The sequence below is a fragment of the Aquimarina sp. 433 genome, assembly GCF_054054605.1.
In genome coordinates, this window is sequence record NZ_JBSWZK010000007.1 from 203,346 (window position 1) to 221,991 (window position 18,646).

At 32.5% G+C, this 18,646-nt stretch carries 18 protein-coding genes; 3 read left to right on the plus strand and 15 right to left on the minus strand.

Annotated features, from left to right (window positions below; translation table 11 throughout):
• Positions 1 to 18: 18 nt before the first annotated feature.
• From ACWNT5_RS15600 to ACWNT5_RS15620, 5 genes are read right to left on the minus strand one after another with little or no spacing between them, the layout of a single operon-like run.
• A complete protein-coding gene (locus ACWNT5_RS15600) occupies positions 19 to 738 on the minus strand; it encodes a cytochrome c3 family protein (protein ID WP_456517857.1) in 720 nt (239 codons plus the stop codon).
• 7 nt (positions 739 to 745) lie between these two features.
• Complete coding sequence (locus ACWNT5_RS15605) at positions 746 to 1,786, minus strand: 2Fe-2S iron-sulfur cluster-binding protein (protein ID WP_456517858.1); 1,041 nt, start codon at positions 1,784 to 1,786, stop codon at positions 746 to 748.
• 14 nt (positions 1,787 to 1,800) lie between these two features.
• Complete coding sequence (locus ACWNT5_RS15610; protein ID WP_299607077.1) at positions 1,801 to 2,280, minus strand: hypothetical protein; 480 nt, start codon at positions 2,278 to 2,280, stop codon at positions 1,801 to 1,803.
• A gap of 17 nt (positions 2,281 to 2,297) precedes the next feature.
• Positions 2,298 to 3,167 carry a c-type heme family protein gene (locus ACWNT5_RS15615; protein WP_456517859.1) on the minus strand — a complete coding sequence of 290 codons (870 nt, stop codon included), beginning with the start codon at positions 3,165 to 3,167 and terminating at the stop codon, positions 2,298 to 2,300.
• Between the two features lie 38 nt (positions 3,168 to 3,205).
• Entirely contained in the window at positions 3,206 to 3,634 is a 429-nt protein-coding gene (locus tag ACWNT5_RS15620; RefSeq protein ID WP_299607079.1) for a globin family protein, read from the minus strand.
• 576 nt (positions 3,635 to 4,210) lie between these two features.
• Here ACWNT5_RS15620 and ACWNT5_RS15625 point away from each other — a divergent pair.
• On the plus strand, positions 4,211 to 7,729 hold the full coding sequence (locus ACWNT5_RS15625) for a molybdopterin-dependent oxidoreductase (protein WP_456517860.1): 3,519 nt from the start codon (positions 4,211 to 4,213) through the stop codon (positions 7,727 to 7,729).
• A gap of 1 nt (position 7,730) precedes the next feature.
• A complete protein-coding gene (locus tag ACWNT5_RS15630; protein WP_299607081.1) occupies positions 7,731 to 9,167 on the plus strand; it encodes a rubredoxin in 1,437 nt (478 codons plus the stop codon).
• A 17-nt stretch (positions 9,168 to 9,184) separates the two neighbouring features.
• On the opposite strand, the gene ACWNT5_RS15635 is transcribed toward ACWNT5_RS15630, so the two are convergent.
• On the minus strand, positions 9,185 to 9,703 hold the full coding sequence (locus tag ACWNT5_RS15635) for a lipocalin family protein (RefSeq protein WP_299607082.1): 519 nt from the start codon (positions 9,701 to 9,703) through the stop codon (positions 9,185 to 9,187).
• Between the two features lie 142 nt (positions 9,704 to 9,845).
• Here ACWNT5_RS15635 and ACWNT5_RS15640 point away from each other — a divergent pair, with 142 nt between their 5' ends.
• Positions 9,846 to 10,328 carry a hypothetical protein gene (locus ACWNT5_RS15640; RefSeq protein ID WP_299607084.1) on the plus strand — a complete coding sequence of 161 codons (483 nt, stop codon included), beginning with the start codon at positions 9,846 to 9,848 and terminating at the stop codon, positions 10,326 to 10,328.
• A gap of 7 nt (positions 10,329 to 10,335) precedes the next feature.
• On the opposite strand, the gene ACWNT5_RS15645 is transcribed toward ACWNT5_RS15640, so the two are convergent.
• The 9 genes from ACWNT5_RS15645 to ACWNT5_RS15685 form a co-directional block, all read right to left on the minus strand.
• Complete coding sequence (locus ACWNT5_RS15645) at positions 10,336 to 11,787, minus strand: S41 family peptidase (RefSeq protein ID WP_299607086.1); 1,452 nt, start codon at positions 11,785 to 11,787, stop codon at positions 10,336 to 10,338.
• A gap of 172 nt (positions 11,788 to 11,959) precedes the next feature.
• The gene (locus ACWNT5_RS15650; RefSeq protein WP_299607088.1) at positions 11,960 to 13,267 is read right to left on the minus strand and encodes a carboxypeptidase-like regulatory domain-containing protein; all 1,308 of its coding nucleotides are present in this window, start codon (positions 13,265 to 13,267) and stop codon (positions 11,960 to 11,962) included.
• Positions 13,268 to 13,495: 228 nt separating this feature from the next.
• Complete coding sequence (locus ACWNT5_RS15655; protein ID WP_299607090.1) at positions 13,496 to 14,899, minus strand: ATP-binding protein; 1,404 nt, start codon at positions 14,897 to 14,899, stop codon at positions 13,496 to 13,498.
• A gap of 129 nt (positions 14,900 to 15,028) precedes the next feature.
• Positions 15,029 to 16,057 (minus strand): GTP 3',8-cyclase MoaA, encoded by a 1,029-nt coding sequence (gene moaA, locus ACWNT5_RS15660; RefSeq protein WP_299607091.1) that lies wholly within the window; start codon positions 16,055 to 16,057, stop codon positions 15,029 to 15,031.
• Positions 16,047 to 16,961 (minus strand): bifunctional molybdenum cofactor biosynthesis protein MoaC/MoaB, encoded by a 915-nt coding sequence (gene moaCB / locus ACWNT5_RS15665; protein WP_299607093.1) that lies wholly within the window; start codon positions 16,959 to 16,961, stop codon positions 16,047 to 16,049. The genes moaA and moaCB overlap by 11 nt, the downstream gene beginning before the upstream one ends.
• A gap of 2 nt (positions 16,962 to 16,963) precedes the next feature.
• Positions 16,964 to 17,401, minus strand: coding sequence for a molybdenum cofactor biosynthesis protein MoaE (locus ACWNT5_RS15670; protein ID WP_299607095.1), 438 nt, complete (start codon positions 17,399 to 17,401; stop codon positions 16,964 to 16,966).
• Between the two features lie 70 nt (positions 17,402 to 17,471).
• Positions 17,472 to 17,711, minus strand: coding sequence for a MoaD/ThiS family protein (locus ACWNT5_RS15675; protein ID WP_299607096.1), 240 nt, complete (start codon positions 17,709 to 17,711; stop codon positions 17,472 to 17,474).
• Positions 17,702 to 18,274: a molybdenum cofactor guanylyltransferase gene (gene mobA, locus ACWNT5_RS15680; RefSeq protein ID WP_299607102.1), complete on the minus strand. Its 573-nt coding sequence runs from the start codon at positions 18,272 to 18,274 to the stop codon at positions 17,702 to 17,704. The genes ACWNT5_RS15675 and mobA overlap by 10 nt, the downstream gene beginning before the upstream one ends.
• Positions 18,271 to 18,603: a winged helix-turn-helix domain-containing protein gene (locus ACWNT5_RS15685; RefSeq protein WP_299607104.1), complete on the minus strand. Its 333-nt coding sequence runs from the start codon at positions 18,601 to 18,603 to the stop codon at positions 18,271 to 18,273. The genes mobA and ACWNT5_RS15685 overlap by 4 nt, the downstream gene beginning before the upstream one ends.
• Between the last annotated feature and the right edge of the window lie 43 nt (positions 18,604 to 18,646).

The following is an 18,646-nucleotide window of genomic DNA, read 5'->3' on the forward strand; positions in this document are numbered from 1 at the left end:
TACTAGTACAATGTCAATTTATTTCGTTGTGTATTTCTTTTTCATTTTCAGCCATTCTTCTTCACTTAGAGGAAGGTGTTTTTTTTTGTCAGAAAATGGATCTATTCCTCCTTTTAGGTAGGCTTGAATCTGATTTAGAGGTATGGTGTCTTTGATTTTTTCGGCAACCTTATAAATGTGATTTCCATGAAAGTCGTGGCATTGAAGACAAGTGCTCCATTCCTTATTAGCTATTAATTTGTCATGAGGTACATCAATAGGGTCGTTTTTTACTTCTAGGTCATAATGACAGTTTACGCAAAACGTAGCATCTGCAAGAACAACTCTTGTTTCGTTATGTTCTCCATGGCAGGTTTCACATTCAGTAGCATTAATATTTGCAATAGCTTCTTTAAATCTAGGTTCTAGAAATCTATGAGTTGGATGGCGATCATTTGGTCGATCATGACACTCCATGCATTTTTTGTTGTCTACATTTTCGGTGCCGAAGTCTGCCATGGTTTTGCGCATTCCAAAAGTGTAGGAGATGTTGGATTGTAACTGCTGTACTAGGTTTCCTTTTGCATCGGTATGACATGCATTACATGATAATCCTTCATGACCAGTATTCATAGGTCCTAAGCTCAGGTATTCTTCTGATTGTTTTAAGGGTAGGACAATGTAAATTATAATTCCGATAGCGATTCCTATTAAAGAGCCAATTCGTTGTCTTTTTCTTAGTGGATTTTTTTTGAACATAAATTAGTTAATCCTTTATGAAGCTGATGCTTACATTATTGCTTTTTGGAAAGCTTATGCAGGTTAGTATATCACCATTAGCGACTTCTTCGTCTGATAACAAATGACCGTCGATCATCTTTACTTCTCCTTTGATACATTTTGCTTTACAGCTGCTGCACATGCCTGATCTGCAGGAATAAGGGAGTAGTATGTTTTCTGATAAGGCTGCTTGTAATATGGTTTTGTCTCCAGCAACACTTATTTCGTGTTTCTTTTTTTCGTCATATATAATTACGTTGCTAATAAGGTCTTTTGCGTTACTCGATGTAATGAAATTGGCGTTAAAAGCTTCGAGTTTGATTTGATTTCTTTGGATTCCGTGTTGTGCTAATATTTCCTTGGCTTTATCCATAAAACCTTGAGGTCCACACATCATATATTTTCCTAAATTATAAGTCAGGTCATGATTGTGAATAATTTCTGTAATTAGTTCTTCATTAAGAAGATCTTGATGGTAATTTGGTTGATCAGAAGTGCTTTTTTCTAGTATATGCTCAATCTTTAGACGTTTTGGATGATTCTCGCTAAGATCTTCTAATGCTTTTTTGAAAATGATAGACTCTTCATTTTTATTAGCGTAAATTAATAAGATATTCGATAAAGGTTCTTTTTCTATTACTGTTTTGATAATAGAGAAAATTGGAGTGATACCACTTCCTCCTGCAAAAAACACATAATGATGTTTTGCATTTTTGTCTGGTTCTATAAAAAAACTTCCAGCTGGTTTTTCGATCTCTATTTTTTGTCCTGCGGACAATTGTTCGCATATATAATTAGATACTAAACCCTTTTGAACTTTCTTAACAGTAATTCTCAGGAACTTGTCTGTAAATGGACTGCTACTAAAGGAATAGGCTCTTTTTTCAATTTTATTTTTAATGGGGATTTTGACAGTGAGAAATTGACCAGATTTATATTTTATTTTATTGAAGAAACCTCCTTTGTTAAGGATCACACTTACTGCATCATCGGTTTCGTGAATTATTTCTTTTACAGTTAATTGCATAAGATCTTATTTTATTATTCATAATAGAATACAACGCCCACATGAAAAACTACTAAAAACGTAATAACGACGGATAAGAGAACATGTGTAACCATCCAGGATTTGAAAATCCACTCTTTTTGGCTTTTTATAATATCAAGGTTAATAGTGCCTAGTATCATATTTATGAAAAAAATATAAGAAAGTAAGGCAAGATATCCATAGCCAAATTCTAACGCGTGTATATAAAAGAATATCGGAGATAATACACCAATCCATTTATGTAATAAACTAAAACGGATGGAGTGTTTCATCAGTTTTTTTGATGTTCTGGTCAAGGTGAGTATCCATTGGAAAACTATAAAAGCTCCAACAAATACTCCGGACCAGCGTTTATATCGTTCATTTAGTTGAAGTTCATAAAGCCATTGCCACTTTATATCTAGTGCAAACTGAAGTATATAAAGAGCAAATAAAACAAACCCAATTAATACGAAGCTATATGATTTCTTCACTGTGTTTACGATATTTTTTAATTGGCAGCTAAACCTTCGGTTGTTTTATTTTTGTCTGTATCGGCTAATAATAGTTTTTCAAGACTATGATAAGAAGCTAATTTTCTTACACTATCGATGAAAACTTCTGCTGTAGGAAGGTAAAAACCTTTAGAAGGCCATTGGTTCCCAATTTGAGGTTTTGTACTGTCAACTTTAAAGGCTGCTATTTCTTCTAGGTAAGCATTGTAAATAGCTTTTGTTCCATTTCTGTAGGCGTTAATAACTCCTATTGCTTCCTTGTAAGACAGAGAATCTGAAGGGTATTGCCAAGTCGTTGCTCCCATGACATCGCCTAATTTCCAATCCGTTTTTGTAGTACTTTTATGATCGTTATGACAGTTTACGCATGGTGCTGCTACCGCAAGATCGGCAAACATAGAGGTGTAAAGTTTTTGATCTTCTTCGTAAAAATGTTGTGGTTTTTGATTTGCTTTAATTTTTTTGAAAAGTTCTGCTTGTTTTCCCTGAAACTTATTAGATGCGTTGATCGGAAAATCAGAGCCTAGATATAACCCTAGAGGAACATCACTTTTTCTGATGTCTGAAGAGATTCCTCGTAAGAATAATGCAGGAAGAGGTCCAGCTTCAACTTCATCGTCTTGCCAATCCTCGTCAAATTTTAAACCTTGCTTTTTGCCTGCACCTACAATTCCTTTAGTGTATAGTGTTCTGGTAATATCGTTTTCTTCGGCAACCAAGGTAAGGATATCTGCGACTGCAAATACTTTATCTGAAGGTCCGTTTTCTAAAGAAGTCTCTTCAGGAACTCCACCGCATGATTGCGTTAAAAATATGATAGAGCTTAACATTGAGAAAAAAAATCCCTTTGTTTTTAGATGATTCATTGTGTTGTGTTTTAATGTTGGTAATTTCTATTGTAAGGCTACGCTACTTCTCCGTATGCTGCAGTTTTCATAACTGATGCCATAACTCCATATGTTTCTGCCCAAGCTGCTTCTACTTCTGGAGTAAAGTCATCTCCAAGGCCAACAGATAGTGTGCTAAGTAGTGCTGCTCCTACAGTATCGTAATGAGAAGATTCTACTTTGTAGTCTACGTGTCTTTTTCCTAAATCTTGTAAAATAGGTATAAGTCTGTCTAAATTAGTTAATCCTGCTACAGCTGAAGATAGCATGGTCATGAGTTTGTTTCCTTGGCCTTTCATCGCTTCTGCGTCATTCGCTGGGAATATCTTCTTTAGTTCAGGATCTAGTTCGAATAATTTATTGTAAAAAATTTCTGCAGCTGTCTCTGCTATTGGAGCGACTTTACTAAACGAGGTTTGTACCAATTCAATTGTGCTTTTTTCCATGATTACATTTTTTAAGTGAAATTTTAGACGATGTTATTAAGTATTAATACTTAATTATTTTTCAAATATATTTGAACTAAGGAATAAATGCAAATGAGTATAATTCAGTAAATTATATATTTAGGTATTTATTTTGTTTGTAATTAGTTTAAAAGTAATTAATTATTAATATTTTAACTTATTTTATTAAGAATTATCTAATTTGTGTTTTACAAAATGAGACTTGTGTAAAAATAAGTGTTAATACGTATAAACTGTAGTTTTGTTATAATCGTAATATTCAGTGTTTTTTTTGTAAAATCGATAATTTATGATTTCAGAAATACAATATTTTTTCTTAGGTGATTTTTGTTTTTTTATGCTTTAACAACCTTTAAATGTTATGAAAACAAAGTTTTGTGTTGAAAATTGCTGAATCAATGAACCACTTTTTTTTAAATATCATTTTTTATCAGTCATCTTTTATGGATTCCATAATTAACAAGTGTATTCCTATATATAGATGTCAATTCTGATTTTAATTTAAGTAATAATACTTAATTTTGTGTTTCTATATAATTTTAACGAAAACTCTTTATGGCTTTTAAATCGTATAAAACTACTTGTTCGTATTGTGGTGTTGGTTGTGGAATAATAGCAAAGAAAGATGCGAAGGGTGTAATTAATGTAGAAGGAGATCCGGATCATCCGGTAAATAGAGGTATGTTATGCTCTAAAGGGATGAATCTACATCATGTAGTTCAGGATAAAAGCGACAGAATCTTATATCCTCAGATGCGATGGAGTAAAGGGCATGAACTTCAGCGAGTATCATGGGATAAAGCTTTAGACAGAGCGGTGGCGGTTTTTAATACCATTATAGATAAATACGGGCCCGATAGTGTAGGCTTTTATGTTTCTGGACAATGTCTTACTGAAGAGTATTATTTGGTAAATAAACTGACCAAAGGGTTTATAGGAACCAATAATATTGATACGAATTCGAGGTTATGCATGAGCTCTGCGGTAGTTGGATATAAACAAGCACTTGGAGAAGATAGTGTACCTATTGCCTATGAAGATATAGAACTGGCAGATTGTTTTATGATAGCTGGAGCTAATCCAGCTTGGTGTCATCCAATTTTATTTAGAAGAATTGAAGCTCATAAAGAGAAGAATCCTAATACTAAAATTATGGTAGTAGATCCGAGAAAAACACAGTCTTGTGATATCGCTGATTTACACCTGCAAATTATCCCTGGTACCGATGTTGTCTTATATAATGCTATAGCTAAAAGATTAATCGATCGTAGAAAGATAGACAAAAGTTTTATAGCGAATCACACAGATAATTTTGATCAATTAAAAGAATCTTTGCAGTCAACTTCTTTAACGGAGGCTGCAAAAATATGCGGAGTAACGGTTGCCGATATTAAAAAAGCTGCTTCTTATATTAGTAATGCCAAGGGATTTATTACGCTATGGGCTATGGGATTAAATCAAAGTTCAATTGGTGTTAATAAGAATAACGCATTATTAAATCTGTCATTACTTACGGGGCATATCGGCAAACCAGGATCAGGGCCATTTTCACTAACTGGTCAACCTAATGCAATGGGTGGTAGAGAAGTAGGAGGTATGGCTAATTTACTTGCAGCACATAAGGATTTAGCTAATCAAGAACATAGAACAGAAGTTGCTAATTTTTGGGGAGGAAAAGAAATTTCTGGAAAACCTGGATTAACAGCTACAGAAATGTTTGATGCTTTAGAAAGCGGCAAATTGAAAGCAGTATGGGTAATCTGTACAAACCCATTGGTAAGTCTTCCTAATGTGAACAAAGTAGAAAAAGCACTAAAAAATGCAAAATTCGTCGTAGTCCAAGATATATCATATCGCTCCGAAACCTTAGAATATGCTGATCTCATTCTACCAGCAGCAGGTTGGGCAGAGAAAGAAGGTACCATGACTAATAGTGAACGGCGTATTACATATTTAAACAAAGTTGTAGATCCTCCTGGTGAAGCATTGCCTGATGCCGAAATTCTTTGGAAGTTTGCTCAACGAATGGGATATAGAGGGTTTGATTATACTTCTGCAGAAGAAGTGTATAAAGAACACTGTCAGTTGACTAAGGGTACTAATATTGATATTACTGGGTTGAGCTATGAAAGATTAAAAAATGAAGGTAGTTTTCAATGGCCAGTACCAGAAAGTAATCACTCGGGAACTGCACGTCTTTTTGAAAATAAAAAGTTTTATACCGATACAGGAAATGCAAAATTTGTTGTACCAAGATTTACAAAACCGACTTCAGAATTGTTAACGGAAAGACATCCTTTAATATTAACAACAGGAAGAGTTCGTGATCAATGGCATACGAGGACTAAAACAGGAAAAGTAAATAGACTCTTAACGCATATTCCTCATCCTTTTTTAGAGATCAATCAGGTAGATGCTTTTCTTCGGAATATAAAGGATGGTGATATAGCAGTGGTTGAGAGCAAACGTGGTAAGGTTCAGGTAAAAGTAAAAGTAAGTGATACGATTGGAAAAGGAGTTGTATTTCTTCCTATGCATTGGGGGAAAGTATTAGGGAATGATTTTGGTAGAGCAAATAATTTGACTACCAGTATTATAGATCCCATCTCAAAGGAGCCGGATTTTAAATTTTCCGCAGTACAGGTGTCTAAATTTGTAAAGGAAAAGCAGAAAATTTGCATTATCGGAGCTGGTACTGCAGCATATCGTTTTATTCAAACATATAGAGAGCATAATAAAGAAGACGATATCATAGTTTTTTCCAAGGAACCGTATCCTTTCTATAATCGTGTGTTACTTCCAGAATATGTAAGTGAAGAGTTGACATGGGAGCAATTACAAAAAATGAGAGAAGGGAGCATGGAATCTCTCAATGTAACCTTGTCTACAAGTAATCCAATTACCGAAATTAATAGAGAAGAGAAATACTTAATTGATAGTAAAGGTGATAAACACAATTATGATATCGTTTTGATGGCTACAGGAAGTAGAGCATTTGTACCTAAAGAAGTCCCAATTCACTTGCCAGGAAGGTTTACTATGAGGGATAGAGGAGATGCAGACAAATTAAAAAAATATCTTGATGATAGTGGATTGCCAGAAAATGAGCAACACGTTACTATTGTAGGAGGAGGCTTATTAGGACTTGAATTAGCTGCAGCCCTAAGAAAAAAGGATGTCAAAATTACAATTATACAGAGAGGTAGTAGATTAATGGAACGGCAGTTAGATATAATAGCCAGTCGTTTGCTAGCTGAAGATGTAAGAGAAAAAGGTATTCAAATTCATTTTGATAACGAAGTGGATACAGTCTTCAATCAGGATTCTGGAGCCTTATTGGTAAATCTGAAATCTGGTAAATCATTTAGTTGTAATGCAGTAGTATACTCTATAGGTACTATTCCGAATATAGATTTAGCCAAAGCTGTTGGTATAGATTGCAGACGCGGAATATTAGTAAATCAATATTTGCAATCAAATGATCCTAATATTTTTGCGGTTGGTGAGATTGCGGAATTCGAAGGGAATTTGTTCGGAATTACCGCGGCTGCGGAGCAGCAAGCAGATATTGTAGCTAAATACCTGTTAGGAGATTTTAGCGCAATTTACAGAGGATCCGTGTTTATGAATATTTTGAAGTTCGAAGATTTAGACTTGTGTAGTATTGGTAATATAGATATGCCAAAAGATGATCCATCGTATGAAGAAGTGATATTTATGGATGTTGGTAAAAGGTTTTATAAAAAATGTATTGTTAAAAATGACTGGTTAGTAGGAGCTATTTTGATGGGAGATAAAAGTGAGTTTGCTGATTTTAAAAGGCTCATCGAAGAAAAAATCGAACTCTCCGAAAAAAGAGAAGAGTTACTTCGATCTTCGCAACCAGATGAACCTGTACTAGGTAAATTGATCTGTTCTTGTAGTCAGGTTGGAGAAGGTAATTTAGAAGAGGCAATAAAAGGAGGATGTGAGGACTTCTCTGAACTATGTACGAAAACAGGAGCAGGATTAGGATGTGGTAGTTGTAAACCAGAAGTAAAAGAAGTATTGAATAATGTAATGCAGTTAGCTTAGTATGGAAGATTTTATGCATAGAGTAAATATAAAAGGTGGAATTTTATCACCAAGTGAATTGCAACGAATTATCCTGTATGCAGAGGATTTAGGATTAGATACCTTTCATTTTGGATCTAGACAGGATATTATTTTCCCTTCCAAAGATCAAAATGGAAGATTAGTCGAGGAAAAAGAATCTTTTAAACCAGATTTTTTTGCACCAGAAGTAGAGCAAAATATAAGTTGCTCATACGTGTCTATTGATATATTTAATTCTACCGTTTGGCTTCGAGGTACTACCTATCTCTATATTTTAGAGCAATTTAGATACAAACCAACACTAAAAATTAATATCTCGGATCCTCAGCAACAGATGGTTTCGTTGTTTTCTGGAGATCTTAACTTTATTGCTTCTATACATGAAGATTATTGGTATTTGTTTTTGAAATTACCAGGATGGGAAGAGGTTTATTATCCAGTATTGATCTATACTTGGGATATAGCGAAAGTAGCTGAAGAAATTGAAAAGATTTATAAAAAGGTCAATAATGTAGATGAGTTATTCCAGTTTTTAAATGAAAGTATTGATACTAATAATAGAACCATAGAAAAGCCTTTAGGTGTCGGTTTTAAGCCATTTCCTTATTATGAAGGGATGAATAAAATGGGGATCAATCAGTATTGGTTGGGATTGTATTGGAGAAACAATAAATATGATCTCAAGTTTTTGAAAGCGTTATGCGAATTTTGTATAGAATATCGCATCGGGAAAATATGTTTAACTCCGTGGAAGTCATTTATTATCAAAGGAATTCCAAAAGAATGTAAGTTGGCATTAGAAAAGCTTTTAGGACAATTTGGTATAAATGTAAGGCATTCTGCTCTAGAGTTAAATTGGCATTTACCAGTAGGAAGTCAGAAAGCATTAGATCTAAAGAAATTTTTGGTCATGAATTTTGATCAAAACGATATTAGTACCTACGGGATGACTTTTGCTATAAGTATACGTAGAAAACAAAAAAGATATTTTACTTCAGTTGTTATTGAAGAAAATAAAACTCCAGATGCTGTAAAAGATTTTGTGATTAGACCTACGTACAATGTTTTATATGCTAAGAACTTTGATCCTAATACCAGAAAGTATATTGTGTACGCACAAGATATAGATCAAATGGATCTACCAGGGATTTTATTAGAGCTAACCAAAACCTATTTTCAAAACTTAGGAGAAGGAGATAATGAAAGTTATACAGGAAGTCCTGCTAAAAAAGAAAAAACAGAAATAGAGGTTTATCAATGTAAGCATTGTCAGACTATTTATGACCCATCTATCGGAGATATGGTATCAGGAATTTCGTCAGGTACGAATTTCTCAGAACTTCCTGAAACATATCAATGTCCGTTATGTGATGCTCCAAAAGAAGATTTTGAGAAAATGACCTTAGAGGTGGTTTAATAGTCGATCTCTTTTTCTTATTTATTATGGAAATCTCTATTGGGAACGTCTATATCTTCCTGAACATATAGATCTGTAATAGATCTTACCTGACCCGAAAATTGAGCATGTCTGTATTTAAGCTCTAAGCTGTCTTTAGAAAGATATGTTATTTGAAAGAATTTATAATTTTTGTCTGTATTCAGGAGTTCTGGAAGTTGATCACTGGTTACCTTAATAAAGTAATGTCCTTTTTTATTTTGAATGATCTCCCAATCTGCCTTTAACGAAGGTCCACAGTCTTTTTGAGTGTCGTTGTTATCTTTAACGGTCATATTAGGGAAATAAGTATTCCTGTAGGTTAGAAAACAACCAGCCATATTCATTCGAGTTCCATCATTATATCGTTTAGCAATTTTCCATGTTTTACCAGAGGTTCCGGAAACTAATTCTATGGCATTTTTTGGTATTTGATAAGGTGTTTTAGGTTCGTCAGCGCAAGAATTCAAGCTCACTCCAAAAGAAAGTAATAGTACTATTAAGAAAAATTTATTCATGTTCTGTTGTTAAAGATTTTATAGTGATTTCATAGGTATGCTTTCATCAAATACTATTCCTGTTTTTTATAAATATCTATGCACCATTTATAAATATATCTAATTTTTATAACTAAGTTCGCAAATACCTTTTTTGTTACCCATGAAAGCAGCTACTGTAAGAGAACTTAAAATAGAATTAGAGAATTCTTCTCCACAAGAACTAGTAGCACTATGTTTACGTTTGTCCAAATTTAAAAAGGAAAACAAAGAACTATTGACTTATTTACTTTATGAAGCTTCAGATGAAAGAAATTACATTTTAGAAGTACAAAAAGAAATATCCAATGAATTCGATCTTATTAATACTAAGAATTATTATTACATTAAAAAAAGTGTACGTAAGATATTAAGGAACAGTAAGAAATATATAAGATATTCCGGTAAGAAAGATACAGAAGTTGAGATAATGATTCATTTCTGTACCGAGCTAAAACAAATTCAACCTTCTATTTTTAACAATAAAGTTCTTTCAGGTATTTTTAGTAGACAAATAGCAAGTATACGAAAGGTTATAACTACACTACATGAGGATTTACAATACGATTATAATCAATTATTAGATTCTTTACTTGATGAAGAATAGTGGTTCTCTAGCCTTTTATCAATCTCAAAATATAATCTAGCTGAGCATCTTTCCCTTTTATTAAGTCATCTACAGAAATTGATATCGCTCTATCAGGTATTACTCCAGAACCATTAGGAACATTTTTATCTTTAACGTAATGTTTTATTTTTTCCATAGACATTATCATCATTATTTTGGAATTAGGTAGTTCATAATAAACTGGGAATTGACCAATATGGGAATAATAACCACCTCCTGTTTCTTCTCCAACCAAAAGTATATCGGGATCATTTTTAGCTAAAAGAGCTAACGCAGAACCAGCCGAAAAGGTAGTACCGCTTGCAAGAACATAGGTTTTACCTTTAAATCTATTTTTATCTGGTACCATTATAGTTTCTAGATCATCAAAATCTAATTTCCAACCATCTGAAGTAGGGTGATGATAAAACTTGTCTTTTAAGAATTCTTTTTCACCAAATGTTCTGGTAGCATAAGATTTTTCAGGTATTTCTAAAGAGGAAACAAACGTACTAGTTCTTTGTTTGAATAGTTTATTGGTAACTAAAGAAAATAGATGCACTGAATTAGGTCGGAAACCTCCATCATTCTGGCGTATGTCAATAATTAAATGCTTTATTTTTTTCTTATTGATCTCTTTAAAGAGTTTTATTAAACGAGATTTGAAAGCACTAATGTCTACTCCAAAAGAATTGACAACGAGAACAGCAGTTTTTAAATCTTTTTTGTAATAAACAAAAGGTTCTTTATTATTAATATGTTTAGAGAAAAAAGCTACTTTATCCTTAGCATCATGATAGTTAGAGAAATAAGAGCTTCTGTTAATATTTCTATGTTTCACATTTACAAAAGACTCTGCAGGAAGCGTGATAACTTTTTCAATCCCGTTTGGTTCTATATATTTGATGGTATACTCTTTCTGTAATCCATATTCATAGATATAGAATAAGCCAAATTTTAATTCAATATCCCTATATTTTCTAGTTAGATTATGACCGTCACTAGGAGCATATTTTTTTAAATCGTCTAAAATTTTAACAGTAGAGATATCATTAATATGGGTTATTTTGGAACCTATAGGAATTCCAAAATCATCTGTGTCTACGTAAAAATCTGACTGAATAATTTTTATAATCACAGGAAAATAATACTGAGTGCTTTTTACCGTATTTGGTGCAAATAGCATTAAATGACCATCTTTTACCTGATCTGTTATATACTGCATCTTCTTAAATAATTCGATATCTGTAATCTCTTCAGAGAATGAATCTTGTGTGTTATCTACTAAAGAATCAAATGTTACTTCATCGATATAATCATACAAACTTGGATGACCTTTTTTAAGAATATTTTGGAATATTTTAAAGTCCTCTTTTGCTTTGGTTAATGTTATTTTTTTTTGAGCAAAAAGCGAGGTAGATATTAGAATAAAAGATACCATGTACCCAATATGATTCATATGATAAATTTTGTGTATACTACGTTTAAAGACACTTCTTTAAAAAAGATGTGACATTTTGTTTTCCTATCGTGTAAAAATAATAAATCTGTTTTGTGAATACTTATAGTACAGCATAAAAAAAACAGGTACTTTATTAGCACCTGTTTTTATTATAACTTTAAAGCGAAATTTAATTTAGCTTTCGTAGCTGCTTTTTGATTTTTTTGATAGCAGATTCAATTGACTTTTCTGGTTCAATCACGTTGTACTCTCCCCAAAATTCTGGATCCGAAAATCCGGAGGCTTCATCACTAATAACAACAGAAGATTTTAAACGATCCTTAAATTTAAGGTTTTCATTATCTGGGTTCTTTTTCCAATCTGTAACAGCCATTTCTATATTTAACTTATAGGTAGAGTTAAATAATCTCTTTTTCCAGTTTACCTTAAATACTAAATCAATTTTTCCATAACCGTAGTACCATTTACCGTTTTTCTCTCTATAATTCATATTATAAGTAGCAACTGTTGGGTATACTTTGGCTCTCGATGGTTTTTTTCTAACAAAAAGTTTACTGGCCTCTTCTCTGTCTTCAAGATTCAAGCTAAATTCAGCTTTGGTTAATGCCAAGGTTTCAGAATCAATATATAGCTTTCCATAATAGTAAAGATCTTTTATGTAAGGCTTTTGTTTAAAGTCTAATACATAAATATAGCGATCATTGATATTGGTAGAATTTCCAAAAGTGAAATCATATATATTTAATATATCCTCTGTAAAAAGAAGATCAGGGTTTTTCATTACATCAATAAATAAAGTACTGGATGGTCCTCCTTGAAGCTTAAGGGTAAGTGTATCTAGCTTTTTGTAATCTGCACTTTTTCTTGCTTTGTATAGTTTAATTACATCATTTTTATCCGAGGAATAGGGTTTTTTATAGACATCTACTACGGCTTCAGAAAGGGATACATATTTTCTACGTTTTTTGATGGTTTCTCTATAAAATGCGGTCATAATGGTGTTATCATTTTGATAATTTGTACCACGTTTTTTCATAACTGCTTTTATAAGAGCTTCAGGATCCCTAGGATCAATGTTTACTGCTGTTAATTCTGTTATGGTAGCAGTTAACTTAATTTTAGCGTTATTTCCTTTTAATGAAGAAAGAGAAACTATTTTGTCTTTATAACCTAAAAACGAAACAGTAATATTTGTACTCGAGCTGTTCTTTGGAACTTTTAATAAAAATTCACCTTCAGCATTCGTAATTGTAGATATGTTAGTTCCATTTAATGAAATGGTAGCTGATACCAAAACATCATTAGATTGTTGGTCTACTACAATTCCTTTATATTCATCATAAGTATTACCCGCTTGAATCCCTGTATCTTGAAAAAAACTAAACGCTTGAAGCTGATGGGTATGTCCTACTATTAAAAATAAACTAAGCAAATAGAAAAGATGCTTTTTGCTTAAAAAAGTATTTTTTTTATTCATAACAAATTTATTCAGTTAATAATTTCATTCTTTAGTATTGGAGGTAGAATGCGAATTATACAATATACTAAAATTACCAATGAGATTTTGACTATAATAGTTAAAAATGAGCCAATTATATATTTTTAAGATCTTTATGAGCTTTTCGAAAACATCGATATTTTCGGGTTAGACGGAAACAGTTGGTTTTCATTTCAAAAAAAGAATTAAAAAAATAAAATAAGAATTCTAGTGATATCCACTATGATCTCCGAACCAATTTTTGAGTTTTATATTTAATATTTCTGTAGTAAACGGTTTTGTGATATAATCATCCAAACCTTTTGCTATAAAGCGTTCGGCGTCTCCTGGCAAGGCATTAGAAGTAATAGCGATCACTGGTGGTACTTTTTTATATCCTTGTCTTATTAATTTACAGGTTTCTACCCCATCCAATTCGGGTAGATTAATATCCATTAATATAAGATCATAGGTGTCTTCTTCAAACATCTCCAAGGCTTTTCGTCCCGTTTTAGCAACATCAGCAGTACAACCGAGATATTTCAATATTTGTTTGGATACAAGTATATTAGTGTCAGAATCCTCTACTAATAAAATATGAAGATTAAATTTTTGATCTTTACTCTTATCAAAAGCCTTTTCTACATCTGGAATAATAGCTTCTGATACTTTTGTTTTAAAGGTGAACCAAAAATTACTTCCTTTTCCTAATTCACTACTTACTCCAAGTTTTCCATTAAGTAAGTCAACAAGTTTTTTACTGATAGTAAGCCCTAAACCAGTTCCTTCTCCAACAAGTAGTTCATTATTATGTACTTGACTAAATCTTTTAAAAAGGGATACCTGATCACGTTTACTAATTCCAATTCCAGAATCTATAACTTCTATCTTTATGGTAAGATCATCATTCTTTTTGTTTACCAAAGAAGATTTTACTCTAATCGTTCCTTCATTGGTGAATTTTACTGCATTACCTATTAAGTTAGAGATAACTTGTGTAAGTCTTTTATCATCTGCATAAATTTGCTCAGGTAGTTCATCCGAATATTCTGACACTATATTGATTCCTTTAGCCTTACTATTGGCTAAAAACAAATCAACATTTTGATTAACTAATTTTTTAAAGTTAATGGCTTTCGGTGAAAGGGTAAACTTTCCTGCTTCCATTTTGGATAGGTCAAGAATCTGATTTAATATATCCAGAAGATTTAGAGAAGACTGGTGTATGGTAGTCACATATTCCTTTTGTAAATCATTTAATGAAGTATTTTTAAAAAGCAAATCAATCATTCCAATAACTCCGACCATAGGAGTTCTGATTTCATGACTCATGTTTGCTAAAAAATCTTGTTTGAATTTAGAGGCTTGTAGAATCTGTTTATTTTTTTCTTTTAATTTATCTAAATTACGACCACCGAACATGGCAAATAGTCCAAGAAAAAATGGAGCCGTATCTATAATATAGTGAATAGGGTAATTTTTCTGTACAAAAATAATAGCTTCCCAAGAAAATTCTTGCCCCAATTTTACAATATCAATAGAAGTTGCAAGTATCGGAAATACGCATCCAAACAATACTCCGTAAAGAGCATATTTAGCTGCTTCAGATTTTAACCACGATTTTTGATTCATAGATGGTTTATTAACGACAATCTTATGTTAGTTAATCATCCGATAAGGATAGTTTGGGGCCTTAATGGGATATGTGGTTAAATATAGTGGTTTTTTTGTAAATGGATGAAAATATTGATTGATAGGGACTTAACCGCCAATACTAATCATACTTCTATTTTGGGTGTGTAATGCAGGGTTTTCTAGTTTTTCTGAGGTGTCCATTCCACCTCGAGACTTAAATTTATGTTGTAAAGCATTTTGAATTATTGGAGCTAGAGGCTTTTTATCTCTTAGGGGCTGTAATAAGGAGAATTCATTTCCAGAAAACAAGCAATTTTTCAATTTCCCATCTGCCGTGAGGCGAATACGATTACAAGTATCACAAAAAGGATTAGTTACAGAACTAATGATAGCAAATTGACCTTGGTAATTATTGATCTTATAATTTTTGGAAGTATCATTTGGAAGATCTTCTAATCTAGAGAGTTGTAATGGAAAGGTGTAATGTACTCTATCTAAAATTTCCTGAAGAGACACTAATTTCTCCATGTTCCATTGATTCCCATCAAACGGCATAAACTCTATAAAGCGTACAGTAATATTTTGATCTTTTGTAAGATTAATGAAATCTATAATCTCATCGTCATTGAAATTCTTAATAAGAACAACGTTTAGTTTTATTGCAAAGCCTTCGTTATGAAACAACTGTATGGTATTCCAGACTTTGTCAAATTCATTTCGTCTTGTTATTTTCTCAAATTTATTCTTTTGCAAAGAATCGATACTAATAGTTATAGTTTTAATATTATTTTCTTTCAAAAGAGGAATAAAACGATCTGCTAATACGCCATTTGTGGTAATTCCAATTTCTACAGGTAAACTTGCTAGGCGTTCTAATATGAGCGGAAAATCCTTTCTAACCATGGGTTCACCACCAGTTAATCTTATTTTCGTAACACCAAAATCAACAAACCCTTTTGCAATTTCATAAATCTCATCTGAGGTCATTAAATGTTTTTGGGGTGTTAGCGGAATTCCATTGGCAGGCATACAATAAGTGCATCTTAGATTACACTTTTCTGTTAGTGAAATTCTGAGGTATGTATGCTTACGCCCAAAATTATCTGTTAATATGTTCTTATTATTTGTATTCAAATCTTCTTTGTTAATTTCCATAGTGTTTAGCGCCTTTCAATACACGGAAAGTATGCAAAAGGGCAGGAAATATAGCTTCCATTGATTCTTTTGCTCCATTAGTAGAGCCTGGTAATGCTAGCACAATCGCTTCTCCAATAACTCCAGCAACACTTCTAGAAAGCATAGCGTAAGGCATACGATTTTGACCGTAGTTTCTAATCGCTTCTTCGATTCCTGGAATTCTTCTTTCTATTAACGGGCTGATAGCTTCAGGTGTAACATCTCTTGGAGATAATCCCGTGCCACCAGTAAAGATGATAAGGTCATTACCAGCATTGTGCAATTCTTTTACTTGTTTTTGTATTTCATCTTTTTCATCTGGGATGATAATATATTTTTCTACAGTCACTCCACATTCTTCTAGTTTCTGAATAATAGCTTTACCAGCTTTGTCTTCTTTTTCACCAGCAGAAATAGAATCCGAACATACTACAACTCCTGCAGTATAAGGTTCTCCATTATCCTTATAACTAGATTTTCCTCCTTTTTTACTAAGAAGCTTAATTTCTTTGATTTCTACGTTTTTATCTACCGGTTTAAGCATATCATACATAGTAAGAGCCACCACAGACGCACCATGCATTGCCTCAACTTCGACACCAGTTTTGTAGATAGTTTTAACTGTCATTTCAATAACAATCTCAAGGTTATTTACTTTGTAATCTACACCAGTATATTCAATAGGTAGTGGATGACAGTCAGGTATAATATCACTTGTTTTTTTTACAGCAAATAAACCAGCAGTTTTAGCCATTTCAAAAACATCTCCCTTAGGAATAGATTTGGATATAATGGCTTCTATTGTTTTTGTACTACCAACGTTTACAATAGCTTGGGCTGTTGCAATTCTTAGGGTGTTATTTTTATGTGTAATATCTACCATTTTTAACTATTAACTTTCCAGGTATGAGTTTCATCTTCAAAAATTTCTTTTCCAAATATTGGTACTTCTTTTTTTATAGTATCTACTAAGTATTCTAATGCTTGAAATGTTACTTTTCTATGTGGCGCCGAAACAAAAACGAAAAGACATATTTCTCCTGCTTTTACTTTTCCCAGACTATGGTAAATATGCATACAAGTAAGATCAAATTTATCAAAGGTAGCTTCTCTAATTTCGTGGAACTTGTTTTCTGCCATTTCTTGATAAGCAGTATAATCAATTGCTTGTACCACTTTACCTTCTATCTCATCAGCACGTACCTGACCCAGAAAAATATCGTGTGCACCAATAGTAGTTTTTGTTTGATGTTTTTCTATAGAATTAGCAATAAAACTGGGACTAATTGGTCCTTCTACAAATACAGTTTTTCTCTTTTTCATTAGTATTTTTGTTCTTTTTTTAATGGAATGTACCGTTGGTTTTAATCAATATTCTTATAATTTTATCAAATTAGCCACCAGCAAAAGGGGGTAGTAGTGCGATTTCGGAACTGGAATTAAGTAGTGTAGAATGATCTGAAATTTCTTTATTAATAGCTATATTGAAGGATAGATCCTTCAACTTATCGTATTTGTTATTTAGCTTATGAATTAGTTGTTCCACAGTACTTCCCGATTGCAAAGAAATCTCTTCTTCATTACAATTCGTAGCTTCAGCTATCATTCCAAAATATAAAATTTTTAATTCCATTGTATAGCTTCTTGATATTGTTGTTGCGTATTTATATTTTCTAAAAATGGTCTTATATCATTCCTTATTTGTATGTTTTTAACCTTTAGTGCTGCCATGGTTCTAAAGAGACTTAAACGGTTTTGCCGGATACTTTCTAAAAAAATAGGTAATACAGTGGATTTATATAAGGACACCAAGGGTGTCTTTTCATAAGTAATGACATCATAATCCGAATCACTTTTTAAAACCAGCTCTTGTAAAACAGACGGAGTGATAAAAGGAATATCACAACTCAAAATGAGATTTTGAGAAGTTAAAGTATTCTTTAAACCTGTATAGATGCCTCCTACAGGTCCTAAATTAGGAAAGTCATCCGAAATACAAGGATATCCAAATACTTCATAATCCTCGTTTTTCGTAATGATGAATATCTTATTGGTAATAGTTTCTAAGGCTCTGATGATGTAAGAAATGAAAGGTTTTCCTAAGTGAAGTTTCAAGCCTTTTTCTTCTCCCATGCGCCTGCTTTTACCACCAGCTAATATAATTCCAGTGATATCTGTATCCTTGGACAAATTCATAGCTGTAATGATTTTAGTTGCTCATCTAGAAAATCCCAACAATTCTTATTAATGTTTTCAAAAGCAAGGATCATTTTTAATCCATACTCCGTAATTTCCGTTCCACCACCGCCACTACCGCCAGTATTGGTTTTGATAACTGGAGTTGAAGCATTTTTATTAATAGAATCTACTAAGTTCCAGGCCTTTTTATAAGACATACCTAAAGATTTAGCAGCTTTAGAAACAGAACCTTCAGAAGCGATAGCTTTCAAGATTTTTATTCTTCCTTCTCCAAGGAAAACTCCTTCTTTACCTTCTATCCAGATTCTACTTTTTATTTGATACATCCCCACCGTTGTTTCCTGCAAGATATAACGAAAAAAATGAAGA